At 67.3% G+C, this 14,520-nt stretch carries 12 protein-coding genes; 11 read left to right on the forward strand and 1 reads right to left on the reverse strand.

Annotation, left to right across the window (positions count from 1 at the left end; translation table 11 throughout):
* Positions 1–3: 3 nt before the first annotated feature.
* Positions 4–489: an FMN-binding protein gene (locus AC3IMC_RS04865; RefSeq protein ID WP_490917285.1), complete on the reverse strand. Its 486-nt coding sequence runs from the start codon at positions 487–489 to the stop codon at positions 4–6.
* A 173-nt stretch (positions 490–662) separates the two neighbouring features.
* Here AC3IMC_RS04865 and argS point away from each other — a divergent pair, with 173 nt between their 5' ends.
* The 11 genes from argS to AC3IMC_RS04920 all read left to right on the forward strand — a co-directional run bounded on the left by argS (position 663) and on the right by AC3IMC_RS04920 (position 14,480).
* Entirely contained in the window at positions 663–2,327 is a 1,665-nt protein-coding gene (gene argS, locus AC3IMC_RS04870; protein WP_490917286.1) for an arginine--tRNA ligase, read from the forward strand.
* 4 nt (positions 2,328–2,331) lie between these two features.
* Positions 2,332–3,807, forward strand: coding sequence for a diaminopimelate decarboxylase (lysA, locus tag AC3IMC_RS04875; RefSeq protein ID WP_490917287.1), 1,476 nt, complete (start codon positions 2,332–2,334; stop codon positions 3,805–3,807).
* Positions 3,808–5,124, forward strand: a complete 1,317-nt coding sequence (locus tag AC3IMC_RS04880; protein ID WP_490917288.1) for a homoserine dehydrogenase — start codon at positions 3,808–3,810, stop codon at positions 5,122–5,124.
* Complete coding sequence (thrC, locus tag AC3IMC_RS04885) at positions 5,125–6,231, forward strand: threonine synthase (RefSeq protein WP_490917289.1); 1,107 nt, start codon at positions 5,125–5,127, stop codon at positions 6,229–6,231.
* A 2-nt stretch (positions 6,232–6,233) separates the two neighbouring features.
* Positions 6,234–7,208, forward strand: coding sequence for a homoserine kinase (gene thrB, locus AC3IMC_RS04890; RefSeq protein ID WP_490917290.1), 975 nt, complete (start codon positions 6,234–6,236; stop codon positions 7,206–7,208).
* A 292-nt stretch (positions 7,209–7,500) separates the two neighbouring features.
* Complete coding sequence (gene rho / locus AC3IMC_RS04895; protein ID WP_490917291.1) at positions 7,501–9,636, forward strand: transcription termination factor Rho; 2,136 nt, start codon at positions 7,501–7,503, stop codon at positions 9,634–9,636.
* Positions 9,637–9,879: 243 nt separating this feature from the next.
* On the forward strand, positions 9,880–10,953 hold the full coding sequence (prfA, locus tag AC3IMC_RS04900) for a peptide chain release factor 1 (RefSeq protein ID WP_461856253.1): 1,074 nt from the start codon (positions 9,880–9,882) through the stop codon (positions 10,951–10,953).
* 10 nt (positions 10,954–10,963) lie between these two features.
* Entirely contained in the window at positions 10,964–11,833 is an 870-nt protein-coding gene (gene prmC, locus AC3IMC_RS04905; protein ID WP_490917292.1) for a peptide chain release factor N(5)-glutamine methyltransferase, read from the forward strand.
* 12 nt (positions 11,834–11,845) lie between these two features.
* Complete coding sequence (locus AC3IMC_RS04910) at positions 11,846–12,598, forward strand: L-threonylcarbamoyladenylate synthase (protein WP_490917293.1); 753 nt, start codon at positions 11,846–11,848, stop codon at positions 12,596–12,598.
* Between the two features lies 1 nt (position 12,599).
* Positions 12,600–13,511 carry a glycosyltransferase gene (locus AC3IMC_RS04915; protein ID WP_490917294.1) on the forward strand — a complete coding sequence of 304 codons (912 nt, stop codon included), beginning with the start codon at positions 12,600–12,602 and terminating at the stop codon, positions 13,509–13,511.
* A gap of 6 nt (positions 13,512–13,517) precedes the next feature.
* Positions 13,518–14,480 carry a glycosyltransferase gene (locus tag AC3IMC_RS04920; protein WP_490917295.1) on the forward strand — a complete coding sequence of 321 codons (963 nt, stop codon included), beginning with the start codon at positions 13,518–13,520 and terminating at the stop codon, positions 14,478–14,480.
* Positions 14,481–14,520 lie beyond the last annotated feature (40 nt).

A 14,520-nucleotide genomic window follows, 5' to 3' on the forward strand; every position in this document is an offset into this window, starting at 1 on the left:
GCCTTACTGCGCCTCCGACTTGATCTTCTCAAGCGCCTGGTTGAACCCGCCGCTGGTCAGCGACGAGCCGGCTACCTTCGAGACCTTGAGTTCGTCGATGTTCCTGCCCACCACCTGCGCTGCGATGCCGCCGGCAAATTCGCCCTGGAACTTGCGGGTGTTCGGGTTGGACGGGTGCTGGGTGATCCGGACGTCCGTGACCTTGCCTGCCGCGAGCGTCAGCTGCACGCCCACGGTCTCCGTGCCGTTGGGCGAAACGTAGTTTCCGTCCGCGCTGTAGGTCCCGTCCTTGTACTGGGCCCCGCTGCCCGCCAGCGTGGACGTTCCGCCCGAGGGGGCGGCCGGAGTGGTTTCGGCGGAGGAAGGTGCGCAGCCGGCCACGGTTCCCGCCAGGGATAGGCCGGCAATCCCAACAAAGACGCGCTTGCCTACTGCGCCAGCAGTTGTTGCCCCCTGGGTGACAGTGCTTTTCGGCCTGGAGAATCTCATCAAGGCTCCCGTTTCGTTTATCGGTTACGTCCCGCGCCTGTGGCTACGGTCTTGTCAACGCCGGAGGGGCGCGATTGGTTCACTGTTTGCCACGCTTCACAGGCTTAAGTAGCGGCAGGCAGCGGCCGGGCTCCAAATTCTTTGCTGTCACCGGCCCCCGGTAGTCTAGAGGGGTGACTCCCGAAGAACTTTCCCTCGCCATATCCGCCTGCCTCAAGGACGCCGTCGCCGCCGGCGAGATTGCCCTTGCGGCATCAGCAGTTCCCGAGGACGTGCGCGTGGAGCGACCCAAGAACCGGGACCACGGCGACTGGGCCACCAACATCGCCCTGCAGCTGGCCAAGCAGGCCGGCACCAATCCGCGTGAGTTTGCGAGCGTTCTCGGCGCCCGCCTGAAGTCGATCAACGGCGTCTCCGCCGTGGACATTGCCGGCCCCGGCTTCCTGAACATCACGGTGGACGCCGCCGTAGCCGGTACCCTCGCGAAAACCATCGTCGAGGCCGGAAAGGAGTACGGGACCAACGCCGCGCTCGCCGGGCGCACCGTCAACATGGAGTTCGTGTCCGCCAACCCCACCGGCCCCCTCCACATTGGGCACACCCGGTGGGCCGCGCTGGGCGACTCCATTGCGCGGGTGCTGCGCGCTTCCGGCGCTGACGTCACGGCCGAGTACTACATCAATGACGCCGGCTCACAGATGAACACCTTCGCCACATCCGTCTACTCCCGCCTCCACGGCCTTCCCGTACCCGACGGAGGCTACCCGGGCCAGTACATTTCCGACCTTGGCCACGAGGTCCTTACCGCCCACCCGGACATCCGCGAACTCACCGAAGTTGCCGCCCTGCCGGTCATCCGCGCCGCCGCCTACGAGGCGCAGATGAAGGACATCAAGGCCACCCTGGCGGACTTCGGCGTCGAATTCGACGTTTTCTTCTCCGAGCAGGAATTGCACGACGCCGGCGCGATCGAAAGTGCCGTGGCGCGCCTTCGCGAGCAGGGCCACGTGTTCGACGACGGCGGCGCAGTCTGGCTGCGGACCACGGACTTTGGCGACGACAAGGACCGCGTGCTGATCCGGGCCAACGGCGAGCCGACCTACTTCGCCGCCGACGCCGCCTACTACCTGTCCAAAAAGGACCGCGGCTTCACCGAGAAGATCTACCTCCTGGGCGCCGACCACCACGGGTACATCAACCGGCTCAAGGCCATCGCGGCCGCCGCCGGCGACGACCCCGAGGTCAACATCGAAGTCCTGATCGGCCAGTTGGTGTCCGTCAACGGTGCCAAGCTGTCCAAGCGGGCCGGCAACATCATCGAGCTCAAGGACCTGATCGACTGGCTCGGCAAGGACGCCGTGCGCTATTCGCTGGCGCGCTTCCCCGCGGACTCGCCGTTGACGCTGGACCCGGAGCTGCTGAAGAAGCACAGCAACGAGAACCCTGTGTTCTACGTGCAGTACGCCCACGCCCGCTCCCGCGGAGCCGCGCGCAACGCTGTCGCTGCCGGCGTCGAGCGCCACGTGGACGGCCAGGAGAGCTTCGACGCCTCGCTGCTGGACCACGCCACGGAGAACGAGCTGTTGTCCTACCTCGGCAGCTACCCCTCGGTCATTGCCAAGGCCGCGGAACTGCGCGAACCGCACCGGGTGGCGCGCCACTTGGAAACCATCGCCGGTGCCTACCACCGCTGGTATGACGCATGCCGGATCGCCCCCATGGGCGACGAAGCCGTCACCGACCTCAACCGCACCCGGCTGTGGCTCAACGATGCCACCAGCCAGGTGCTGGCCAACGGCCTGGACCTGCTGGGCGTTTCCGCGCCGGAACGGATGTAACAAGATGTCAGTAGCTTCGAACACCGCCGCGTCCCCGCTTGCCCCCGAATGGCTGCAGGTCCCGGCCGACCTGAACACGCTGCACGAGCCCATGTGGGCCGGCAGCGTGGTCCGCAACGACGCCGGTGTCCTCACCGTGGGGGGAGTGGACGTCCAGGAGCTCAAGGCGCAGTTCGGCACGCCCCTGTTCGTCATGGACGAGTCCGACTTCCGGGCCCGGGCCCGCGCCTTCAAGGACTCCTTCGATGCCGCCTTCGCCGACATCTGCGGCGGCGTGGACGTCTACTACGCCGGCAAATCCTTCCTCTGCACCGCCGTGGTGAAGTGGGTGGATGAGGAAGGGCTGCGCCTGGACACCGCTTCCGGCGGCGAACTGGCGGTCGCGGCCCGCGCCGGAATCGCCGGGGAACGGGTGGCGCTGCACGGCAACAACAAATCCGACGCCGAAATCAACCGTGCCCTGGACATGAAGCTGGGGCGGATCGTGGTGGACAGCCTCGCCGAACTGGTCCGGGTCGGCGCGATCGCCCAAACGCGCGGCGAACAGGCAAAGGTCATGCTCCGGCTCACGCCCGGCGTGCACGCCCACACACACGAGTTCATCGCCACCGCCCACGAGGACCAGAAGTTCGGCCTCTCCATGGCGGCCGACACCACCGACGAGGCCGGCATCTCCGCCGCCGAGGAAGCAGTGGCAGCGGCCTCGGTCCATCCCGGCATCGAGCTGCTCGGCCTGCACTGCCACATCGGCTCGCAGATCTTCGAGCCGGACGGCTTCGCGCTGGCCGCCGAAAAGCTGCTCCGGTTCCTGGCAGCCATGCAGGAAAAGTACTCCATCACCATGCCCGAGCTGGACCTCGGCGGCGGGTATGGCATCGCCTACACCCCGGTGGACACCCCCCGCCCCGCGGCGGAAATCGCGACGGCAATGGCCGCCGTCGTGCGTTCCACCTGCGCCGAGCTGGGCATCGCTGCGCCCCGCATCTCCATCGAGCCCGGACGCGCGATCGTGGGCAGCACCACCTTCACCCTGTATGAGGTGGGCACGCTCAAGACCGTCCGCGTCGACGCCCCGGCAGTTTCCGGCGACCGTGACGGCGGCAACAACGTTACGTATCCGCGCCGCTATGTTTCGGTGGACGGCGGCATGAGCGACAACGCCCGGCCGGTGCTGTACGACGCGGATTATTCCGCAATTCTTGCCTCGCGCACGTCAGCGGCGGCCCCGCAGCTGTCCCGCGTCGTGGGCAAACATTGCGAGAGCGGCGACATAGTTGTTAGAGATGTATATCTGCCCGAGGACGTGGCAGCCGGTGATCTGCTTGCTGTACCGGGAACCGGCGCCTACTGCTGGGCCCTCTCGAGCAACTACAACTATCTGGCCCGGCCGGGCGTTGTCGCGGTGCGCGACGGATCTGCCCGGCTGATTGTCCGCGGGGAAACCGAAGAAGATCTGCTGAACCGCGACATGGGAGCCTGAATGACGGAAATGCGAACCCTGAAAGTAGCCCTGCTGGGCTGTGGCAACGTTGGGGCCCAGGTTGCGCGGATTCTCATTGAGGATGCCGACGCCCTTGCCGCCCGTACCGGAGCCCGCCTGCAGCTCAGCGGGATTGCGGTGCGCAACGTCAACGCGGACCGGGAGGTGGAACTTCCCCAGGAACTCTTCACCACCGACGCCGAAACCCTGGTCAAGGACGCCGACCTGGTGATCGAGCTGATGGGCGGCATCGAGCCCGCCCGCACGCTGATCCTGTCCGCGCTGCGCAACGGCGCCTGCGTGGTCACCGGCAACAAGGCCCTGCTGGCCCAGGACGGCCCCACCCTGTACGAAGAGGCTGACAAAGCCGGCGTCCAGCTCTCCTACGAGGCCGCCGTGGCCGGTGCCATCCCAATCCTGCGCCCCATCCGGGACAGCCTCGCCGGCGACCGGATCACCCGCGTGCTGGGCATCGTCAACGGCACCACCAACTTCATCCTTGACCAGATGGACACCACCGGCGCCCAGTTCGCTGATGCCCTGGCCGAAGCCCAGCGCCTTGGCTACGCCGAAGCGGACCCCACGGCAGACGTCGAAGGCCACGACGCCGCCGCGAAGGCCGCCATCCTTGCCTCCCTGTCCTTCCACACCCGGTTCGGGCTGGAGAACGTCCACTGCGAAGGCATCACGTCCGTCACCGCCTCGGACATCGCAGCAGCAAAGGACGCTGGCTTCGTCATCAAGCTGCTGGCCATCGCCGAAAAACTGGTCGATGCCGACTGCAAGGAAGGCGTGTCCGTCCGCGTGCACCCCACCCTCCTGCCGCGCGAGCACCCGCTGGCCGCTGTCCACGGCGCCTTCAACGCCGTCTTCATCGAGGCCGAAAACGCCGGTGAACTGATGTTCTACGGCCAGGGCGCCGGCGGAACCCCCACGGCGTCTGCCGTCCTGGGTGATCTCGTCTCCGCCGCCCGGCGCCTGGTCCTGGGTGGCCCGGGACGCACCGAGACCACCACCGGCCACGTTCCCGCCCTGCCCATCGACGCGGCCACCACCAGCTACTACATCGGCCTGGACGTTGCCGACCAGCCCGGCGTGCTGGCGAAGATCGCCCAGCTCTTCGCCGAGCACGGCGTCTCGATCGAAATCATGCGGCAGACCATCCACCGCGACGCGGAATCCAACGTGGAGAGCGCCGAGCTGCGGATCGTCACCCACCGCGCGTCAGAGGCTGCCCTTGCAGCCACCGTCGAGGCCGTGAAGGGCCTGGACGTCATCAATTCAGTTACATCCGTTCTGCGGGTAGAAGGAGTCTAAGTGGCTCACCAATGGCGCGGCGTCATCCGCGAATACGCTGACCGTTTGCCCGTGACGGAATCCACCAGGGTCATCACCCTGGGGGAGGGCGGCACCCCGCTGGTGCACGCACAGAAGCTTTCCGAGCTCACCGGCTCCGAGGTCTACCTCAAGGTCGAGGGCATGAACCCCACCGGCTCCTTCAAGGACCGGGGCATGACCATGGCCATGACCGCCGCAGTGGCTTCCGGGGCGAAGGCCGTGGTCTGCGCCTCCACCGGCAACACCTCCGCCTCCGCCGCCGCCTACGCCACCGCTGCCGGCCTCAAGTGCGCCGTCCTGGTACCCGAAGGCAAAATCTCCATGGGCAAGCTCAGCCAGGCCATCGCCCACGGTGCCACCCTGCTGCAGGTTGACGGCAACTTCGACAACTGCCTGGACATCGCCCGCAAGCTGGGTGAGTCCTACCCGGTGTTCCTGGTCAACTCGGTCAACCCCGCGCGCATCCAGGGCCAGAAGACGGGTGCCTTCGAAGTGGTCGACGCACTGGGCGACGCCCCGGACATCCACGTCCTGCCCGTGGGCAATGCCGGCAACATCACGGCGTACTGGAAGGGCTACAAGGAGTACTCCGCACCCTTCGAATCCGAAACTGCAGGCACCCTCCCGGCCGTGTCCACCAAGAGCCCCGCCATGTGGGGTTTCCAGGCCGCCGGGGCTGCGCCTTTCGTCGCCGGCCACCCGATCACGGAACCGGACACCATCGCCACCGCCATCCGCATCGGCAACCCTGCTTCCTGGGACGGCGCGGTGGGGGCCCGTGACGAATCGGGCGGACTCATCGACGCCGTCACGGACGAGGAAATCCTGAACGCGCACCGCTGGCTGTCTGCAAAGGAAGGCGTCTTCGTGGAACCCGGTTCCGCTGCAGGCGTGGCCGGCCTGCTCAAGAAGCACGCCGCAGGCGAGGTCCCCAGCGGAAAGACGATCGTCATCACCGTTACCGGGCACGGACTCAAGGATCCCCAGTGGGCCCTGCGCACCGAAGACGGCAGCGACGTCCAGCCGGTCAAGGTCCCCAACGACGTCGTCACCGTGGCAGCTGAACTGGGACTGGAAGAAAAATAGCCTTGGACACCACCTCGCAGGCCGCCGTCGGACTGCAACTGATCGAGCCGGGCCAGCGCGTCACCGTCCGCGTCCCCGCCACCACGGCAAACCTTGGCCCCGGCTATGACAGCCTGGGCCTTGCCCTGGCACTGCACGACACCCTGACCGTCGAGAGCCTGGACACCGACGAACTGGTGTTCGACCTGCGCGGCGAAGGTGCCGAGACGCTGCCGCGCGACGCCAGCCACTTGGTCATCCGGGCCATGGATGCGGCGTTTGAAAGGCTGGGGTACCGGCACGGCGGCCTGAAGGTGACTGCCGAAAACGTCAACCCGCACGGGCGGGGCCTGGGCTCTTCCGCCTCCGCCGTGGTGGCCGCTGTTTCCGCTGCGAACGCGATGGTTCCGGCCGAAAGCAGGCGCGGGAAGGAATGGATCCTCCAGCTCACCAGCGAACTGGAAGGCCACCCGGACAACGTGGCACCCGCCATTTTCGGCGGACTGGCGCTGTCATGGCAGGACAGTGAGCAGTACAGCAGCACCAGTGCACACGTCGTAGGATCGGTCATTCCCATCGTTGCCGTCCCCGACTACGAGCTGTCCACGGAGGCGGCCCGTGCGCTGCTGCCGGCGTCGGTGGGCCACCATGCCGCCGCCATGAACTCGGGACGCGCCGCGCTGCTGATCCATGCGCTCACCGCCAAGCCGGAGTTCCTGCTGGCCGGCACCGAGGACTATCTGCACCAGAGCTACCGCGCCGAGGCAATGCGCCCCAGCGCAGCGCTGATCGCGGCCCTCCGCAAGGCAGGCTACGCGGCGGTGGTTTCCGGGGCCGGGCCCACCGTGCTGGTGCTCGCCAACGGCGCCGACCAGGCCAACGATGCCCTCGCCTTCATCGATGCCTTCACCGCAGCGAACACGCCCGGCATTGGCTGGCGTGTTCTGAAGCTCGCAGTGGACGTTGAAGGTGCTAAGGTGGACTTGCACCGGCGGTAATTCCGCCTATCTGATCTGCTCCTGCATCAGTTGCTTTTTGATCTACGACTGTGAATGTATTCCGGTGCCGCCTGCTTGGTCTGTCGCAGGAACCTGCAGCATCCAACTGCCCCTGAACCGTCAGCCCGGTGTTGCGCCACGGGTGCAACGCAAGGTGAATCAGTATCCGGCCCTGCTGGCCGAAATCCAACCGGCAAGGCCGAAATCCCGGCTGCAGATCTGAACTGCAGCCCAGATCACATCATCGCGTCCAGCTCCCAGTCTGGACGCCGTCGAGGGGGAAGGATCCTTCGTGACCGAAACCACTGAGCTGTCGCCAGCTGTGGAACTATCATCTTCTGCAGCCGGTGCGCCGGCTGCAACCGCCAAGAGCAGCGGCCTCGCCGGCCTCAAGCTCGCCCAGCTGCAGGCCCTCGCCAGCCAGCTCGGCATCTCCGGCGGATCCCGCATGCGCAAGGGGGACCTGGTCTCGGCCATCTCCGCGCACCGTGCAGGCACCCTGACCACCAAGGCCCCTGCCAAGGCAGCGGAGAAGGCCACCGAAAGCCCCGTGGCTCCCGCCGCCGCGCCTGCCTCCGCTCCGGAGGCTGCAGCAGCTGAGGCTCCCGCCGCGGAAGGCACCCGGGCCCGCGGTCGCGGCCGCAGCCGCCGCGCCGTCAGCGACGGCGTGGTTGCCCCGGCAACCGAAGCTCCCGCCGCCGAAACCGCCCCTGCACCTGCCGCCGCCGGTGCCGAGGCGCCGTCGGCTGCTCCCGTGGAAACCCCCGAGGCAGCCGAAGGTGCCGAACGCCGCCAGCCGCGCACCCGCAACCGCCGCCGCGGCGAAGCAGCCGCCGCTTCCGTGCAGGAAGCACCGGCAGAAGCGCCCGCCGAGCAGCCCGCAGCAGACCAGCGCGGCGCCGAACAGCGCACCGAAACCGCCCCTGTTGAGGCCGGCGACGCAGGGCAGCGCACCGAGCGCCGCGAAGGCGGCCGCACGCGGGGCCGCGACAACGCCCCCCGCGACTCCGACGGAGGCCGCGACAACGCCGGCAGCCGCGAAGCCGGCCAGCGTGAAGGCGGCCGCGAGGGCCGCGACAACCGCGACAACGACGATTCCGACGGCGGCAGCCGCCGCAACCGCCGCAACCGCCGCGACCGGAACGACCGTTCCGGCGGCCAGGACCGGGACAACTCCCGCAACGACCGCTTCCGCGACCGCAATGACCGCCGCCGCGGACGTTCGCAGGGCCCGGACGTGGACGACGTCGAAATCACCGAGGACGACGTCCTGCTGCCGGTCGCCGGCATCCTGGACGTCCTGGAGAACTACGCGTTCATCCGCACCTCCGGCTACCTGCCCGGCCCCAACGACGTCTATGTCTCCCTGGCCCAGGTCAAGAAGTACAACCTGCGCAAGGGCGACGCCGTCGTCGGCGCCATCCGCGCACCCCGCGAAGGCGAGGACCGCAACCAGCAGTCCAACCGCCAGAAGTTCAACGCCCTGGTCCGCGTCACCTCGGTGAACGGCAAGACCGCCGAAGAGCTGAAGGACCGCGTCGAATTCGCCAAGCTGGTTCCGCTCTACCCGTCCGAGCGCCTGCGCCTCGAGACCGACCCCAAAAAGATCGGTCCCCGCGTCATCGACCTCGTGGCCCCGATCGGCAAGGGCCAGCGCGGCCTGATCGTCTCCCCGCCCAAGGCCGGCAAGACGCTGATCCTGCAGTCCATCGCGAACGCGATCACCACCAACAACCCTGAGGTGCACCTCATGATGGTGCTGGTGGACGAACGTCCCGAAGAAGTCACGGACATGCAGCGCACGGTCAAGGGCGAGGTCATTGCCTCCACCTTCGACCGCCCCGCCGACGACCACACCACCGTGGCCGAACTCTCCATCGAACGCGCCAAGCGCCTCGTGGAAATGGGCATGGACGTGGTGGTCCTCCTGGACTCCATGACCCGCCTGGGCCGTGCCTACAACCTGGCAGCACCGGCCTCGGGCCGCATCCTGTCCGGTGGTGTCGACTCCGCAGCCCTCTACCCGCCCAAGCGCTTCTTCGGCGCCGCCCGCAACATCGAAAACGGCGGCTCGCTCACCATCCTGGCCACCGCACTCGTCGAGACCGGCTCCAAGATGGACGAGGTCATCTTCGAAGAGTTCAAGGGCACCGGCAACATGGAACTGCGCCTGTCCCGCCAGCTGGCGGACAAGCGCATCTTCCCCGCCGTGGACGTCAACGCGTCCGGCACCCGGCGCGAAGAGAACCTGCTCTCGCCCGAGGAAGTCAAGATCATGTGGAAGCTGCGCCGCGTCCTCTCCGGACTCGAGACCCAGCAGAGCCTTGAACTGCTCACCAACAAGATCCGGGAAACCCAGAGCAACGTCGAGTTCCTCATGCAGGTGCAGAAGACGACGCTTGGTGCGAAGTCGGATAACGACAAATAGCTGAGTTAAGGGGCGGGGTGTCGGTGCCTTGCGTGGTTCGCCGCGCGGGTTTTCCGCCCCCGCCCCTTCGCGTGGCGGCTCAGTCCTGACGGACGTGAGCCGCCACGCTCCGGCAGGCCCGATGCCACTCCCGGGGCGGAAAACCCGCGCGTCGGGCGTCCGTCCCACCATACGCCCGGCCTGCTTTGGGATTGGATTCCTGCGCCCCACTAAAATGGAGCGCAGAACGAAAGAGGTTTAAGAATGTTTGAGTCCGTACAGGGCCTGCTTGATGAGCATGATGCCATCCAGGCGCAGCTGGGGGATCCTGCTGTCTATGCCGACCAGCGGCTTGCCCGGAAGCTGGGGCGGCGGTCGGCTCAGCTCAATGGCATTGTCGAGGCGTACCACAAGTGGGAGGGCCTCCGTGACGACCTTGCTGCGGCTAAGGAGATGGCTGCCGAGGATCCCGAGTTCGCCGCAGAGGTGCCCGAACTCGAGGCCTCGCTGGAGACCGCTGCGGCCAAGCTGCGCCGGCTGCTCATTCCGCGCGATCCTGACGACGCCCGCAACGTGATCCTGGAGGTCAAGGGCGGCGAAGGCGGCGACGAGGCTGCCCTCTTCGCCGGCGACCTGCTGCGGATGTACACGCGGTACGCGGAATCGCGCGGCTGGAAGACCGAGATCATTTCCGCCACGGAGTCCGACCTGGGCGGCTACAAGGACGTCCAGGTGGCCGTCAAGGGCAGCTCCAACGATCCCGCCGAAGGCGTCTACGCGCGGCTTAAGTTCGAAGGCGGCGTGCACCGCGTCCAGCGTGTCCCGGTCACGGAATCCCAGGGCCGGATCCACACCTCCGCCGCGGGCGTGCTGGTGCTGCCGGAAGTTGATGAGCCCGAGGAGCTGGAAATCAGCCCCAACGACCTCAAGATCGACGTCTACCGGTCCTCCGGCCCGGGCGGCCAGTCGGTGAACACCACGGACTCCGCCGTCCGGATCACCCACCTGCCCACCGGCATCGTGGTGGCCATGCAGAACGAGAAATCGCAGCTGCAGAACCGCGAAGCCGGCATGCGCGTCCTCCGCGCACGCATCCTGGCGCACCAGCAGGAGCAGATCGACGCCGCCAACTCCGAACAGCGGAAGTCCCAGATCCGCACCATGGACCGGTCCGAGCGCATCCGCACCTACAACTACCCGGAAAACCGGATCGCGGACCACCGCACCGGCTACAAGGCCTACAACCTGGACCAGGTCATGAACGGCGACCTGGAACCCGTCATCCAGTCCGCCATCGAGATGGACGAACAGGCGCGGCTGGACGCCATCGGCGACTAGCACCCGCGGTATGACAACAGGGCAAGGCCAGTCCCTCGCGGACGCCGTCACCGAGGCAACCGCAGTCCTGCGGGATGCGGGCGTACCCAGTCCCCGCGTGGATGCCGAACTCCTCGCCGACCACCTCCTGAAGGTGGGGCTGGGCCGGCTCCGCGCGCTGATGCTGGGCGACACGCCCGCGCCCGAGGGCTACGCCGAACTCGTTGCGGAACGGGCCGGGCGCGTGCCGCTGCAGCACATCACCGGCGTGGCGCACTTCCGCTACCTCGAACTTGCGGTGGGTCCCGGGGTCTTCATTCCGCGCCCCGAAACGGAGTCCGTGGTACAGCTCGTTATCGACCACGTGCGCGGCATGGCCCGTCCGCGGATCGTCGACCTGGGAACAGGCTCGGGAGCCATCGCCGGATCCATCGCCAAGGAGGTGCCGGGCGCCGAGGTGCACGCCGTGGAATACAGTGCCCTCGCACACGCCTGGGCGTCGAAAAACCTCGCCCCCCTGGGGGTCAACCTCGTCCTGGGGGACCTGCGCAACGCGCTGCCGGAGCTTAACGGAACCTTCGACGTCGTGGTGTCCAATCCGCCGTACATCCCCGCTGAAGCCATCCCCAACGAGCCCGAAGTGGCCCTCCATGACCCGCCGGAAGCGCTGTACGGCGGGGGAGCGGACGGCATGGAACTCCCGGCGGCGGCAGCGGCCTCCGCTGCCCGGCTCCTGCGCCCCGGGGGCTACTTCGTGATGGAGCATGCCGAAGTCCAGGCAGCCTGGATCGCCACAATGCTCGGCAGGGGACCCTGGACCATTATCAGCACGCATCTGGACCTCAACGGCAAGGAGCGCGCCACCAGCGCCATCCTTGCCGGGCCGGACCACACGGAATGAAAGAATAGGCCAGTGACAACAACCTACGACTGCAGCACCGACGACCAGCGTGCCCAGGGACTTGAGCATGCCCAGCGTGCCATCAGTGAAAAGAAGTGCGTGGTGCTCCCCACGGACACGGTGTACGGGATCGGGGCGGATGCCTTCTCGCCGCAGGCCGTCACCATGCTGCTGGTATCGAAGGGACGCAGCCGCGCCATGCCCCCGCCCGTGCTGATCCCCCGGATCAACGCCCTGGACGGCCTCGCCACGGAGGTCTCTGCCGACGCCCGCAAGCTCGCCGAGGCCTTTTGGCCCGGCGGCCTGACCCTGATCCTGCATGCCCAGCCATCGCTGGACTGGGACCTCGGCGAAACCAAGGGAACCGTGGCGTTGCGGATGCCCGCGGACGACGTCGCCCTGGAACTGCTGACGCTCACGGGCCCGCTCGCCGTCTCCTCCGCCAACCGCACCGGCCAGGCGCCGGCCCAGACAGCCGCGGCCGCACGTGAGCAGCTCGCGGATTCCGTCGAGGTGTACCTGGAAGGCGGCCCCCGCCCCGTCGAGGGCGAGGCCGGCGTGCCGTCAACCATCGTGGATGCCACCGGGCCGCGCCTGCGGGTGGTCCGCAATGGGGCGGTCAGCCTGGACCAGCTCCGCGAACACGTTCCCGGCGTCCTGGGCCTGGGGGAGATCCCCATGGCGGAGGAACCCGACGCGCCCGAGGCCGCACCCAGCGCCGCAGGCAGCAGCGCCGTCAACACCGACAACCTTCCGGGGAACTGATATGCAGCCCAAAGTGGCCGTCGCGGCCGTAACGTTCGACCGCCATGAAGAACTCGGCCTGCTGCTGAAGGGCCTGGCCGCGCAGACCGCGCCGATCCACTCGATCGCCCTCGTGGACTCCGGCACCGTTCCGGCCACGGACGTCATCAAGGCCGGGGGAGCGCAGAACATCAACTACCTGCGCTCCGAGGCGAACCTCGGTGGTGCGGGCGGCTTCGCGTACGCCATCCTGGCCGCCATGGCCAGCGGCGCGGAGTGGATCTGGCTGATGGACGACGACGGCCACCCGGAAGACGGCAGCTGCCTTGCCGAGCTGCTCCGGACTGCCGCCGAACACCAGCTGGACATCGTCAGCCCGCTGGTCGCCGCCACGGCCGACCCCAACCGGCTCTCCTTCAATTTCCGCATCAACGGGCTGCTGACCAACGACCGGTCCCGCCTGGCACCCATGGGCTATTTGCCCGACATGGTGCACTTCTTCAACGGCGCGCTGATCCGGACCGACGTCTTCTACAAGATCGGGATTCCGGACGTGAAGTTCTTCATCCGCGGCGATGAAGTGGACTTCCTGTCACGGGTGAAAAAGGCCGGGCTGAAGTACGGCACCCTGGCTACCGTCGCCGTGCAACATCCTGCCACCTGGACCGAGATGAAGCCGGTCTTCGGCGGGTTCATCACCCCCGTCATTCCGGAGGGCGACTTCAAGCGCTACTGCTACTTCCGGAACCGGGGCTACCTCACCCGGAAGTACCGGAACCTGCGCTGGTTCAGCGCCGACATCGTCGGTTTCCCCTACTACTTCCTCAAGACCGGGGACCTCAAGGGCCTGGCGAAATGGTTCCGGGCCTACTCCACCGGTTTCCGCGGCAAGGGCTTCGGCTCGCCCGCGGAACTGATGTCAGCCAACAGCTAGGCCGCCGTGGAGAACCTGTTCGCCGTCGTCGTGACATACAACCGCGCCGACTTCCTGCAGAACCTGCTCGGTTCCTTTGCCCGGCTCAGCACCGCCCCGGCGCGGATCCTCGTGGTGGACAATGCCAGCACCGACCACACGGCCGACGTCGTTGCGCGTGCGGCGGATGCCGGCGGACCGCCCATCCAGTACGAACGGCTGGAGCGGAACGTCGGCGGCGCGGGAGGGTTTTCCCGTGGCGTGGAGCTGGCGCTGGAGGCCGGCGCCGAATGGCTGTGGCTGATGGACGACGACGTCGAGGTGCTCCCGGGTGCCGTGGAGGCCCTGGACAGATTCACACCGGACTATTCGTGCATGATCGGCCGCAGGTATGACGCAAACGGCAACCCGTTCTTCTGGCAGCACCACTTCGTCGAGGCCCTGGGTATCTTCCTGCCAGTCTCGCGCGATGTGTTCAAGCACTCGGACGTGTTCCGCACCAACGTGGGAAATTTCGAGGGAATGTTGATCCGCGCCTCCGTGGCCCGGTCCATCGGCCTGCCGGACCCCCGCTTCTTCATCACCTGGGACGACCTGATCTACGGCTGGCTCGCAGCGCAAAAGACCCCCGTGGTGTACGTCAACGCTTTCGTCATCAAGAAGGTCCGCGCACAGCGGCAGGTGGACCTGGGCCTGCGGCACCTCAACGATTCGTCGGACCTGAGCCGCCGCTACGTCATGCGCAACCGCGGGCTCGTTGCGCAGTACCTGCGGGCCCACGGAAAGTACAACCCGCCCGGGTTTGCGGCCGGAACCGCACTGACCTTCCTCAAGGAACTCGTCCGCCTGGTCCTCGTCGAACGCACCCTCAAGGGGGCCGGGGCACTGTGGCAGGGGTGGCGCGAATCCCGCAGCATCCTCGCGGACACCGGCTGGACGCCGATGCCTGCCGTGCCCGCCTATCCGGGACGGGGAACCGGAAGAGATTAGTATCGTTCTAGGCCCCGGCGCCGTCCGACAGTGTTGCGGC

It is taken from the genome of Arthrobacter sp. E70, assembly GCF_058266945.1.

Excerpts from the sequence above, each read along its gene's own strand:
- AC3IMC_RS04915 (WP_490917294.1), top strand. The coding sequence starts at position 12,600 with ATGCAGCCCAAAGTGGCCGTCGCGGCCGTAACGTTCGACCGCCATGAA.
- prfA (WP_461856253.1), top strand. The coding sequence starts at position 9,880 with ATGTTTGAGTCCGTACAGGGCCTGCTTGATGAGCATGATGCCATCCAG.
- lysA (WP_490917287.1), top strand. The coding sequence starts at position 2,332 with ATGTCAGTAGCTTCGAACACCGCCGCGTCCCCGCTTGCCCCCGAATGG.
- AC3IMC_RS04865 (WP_490917285.1), bottom strand. The coding sequence starts at position 489 with ATGAGATTCTCCAGGCCGAAAAGCACTGTCACCCAGGGGGCAACAACT.
- AC3IMC_RS04880 (WP_490917288.1), top strand. The coding sequence starts at position 3,808 with ATGACGGAAATGCGAACCCTGAAAGTAGCCCTGCTGGGCTGTGGCAAC.
- prmC (WP_490917292.1), top strand. The coding sequence starts at position 10,964 with ATGACAACAGGGCAAGGCCAGTCCCTCGCGGACGCCGTCACCGAGGCA.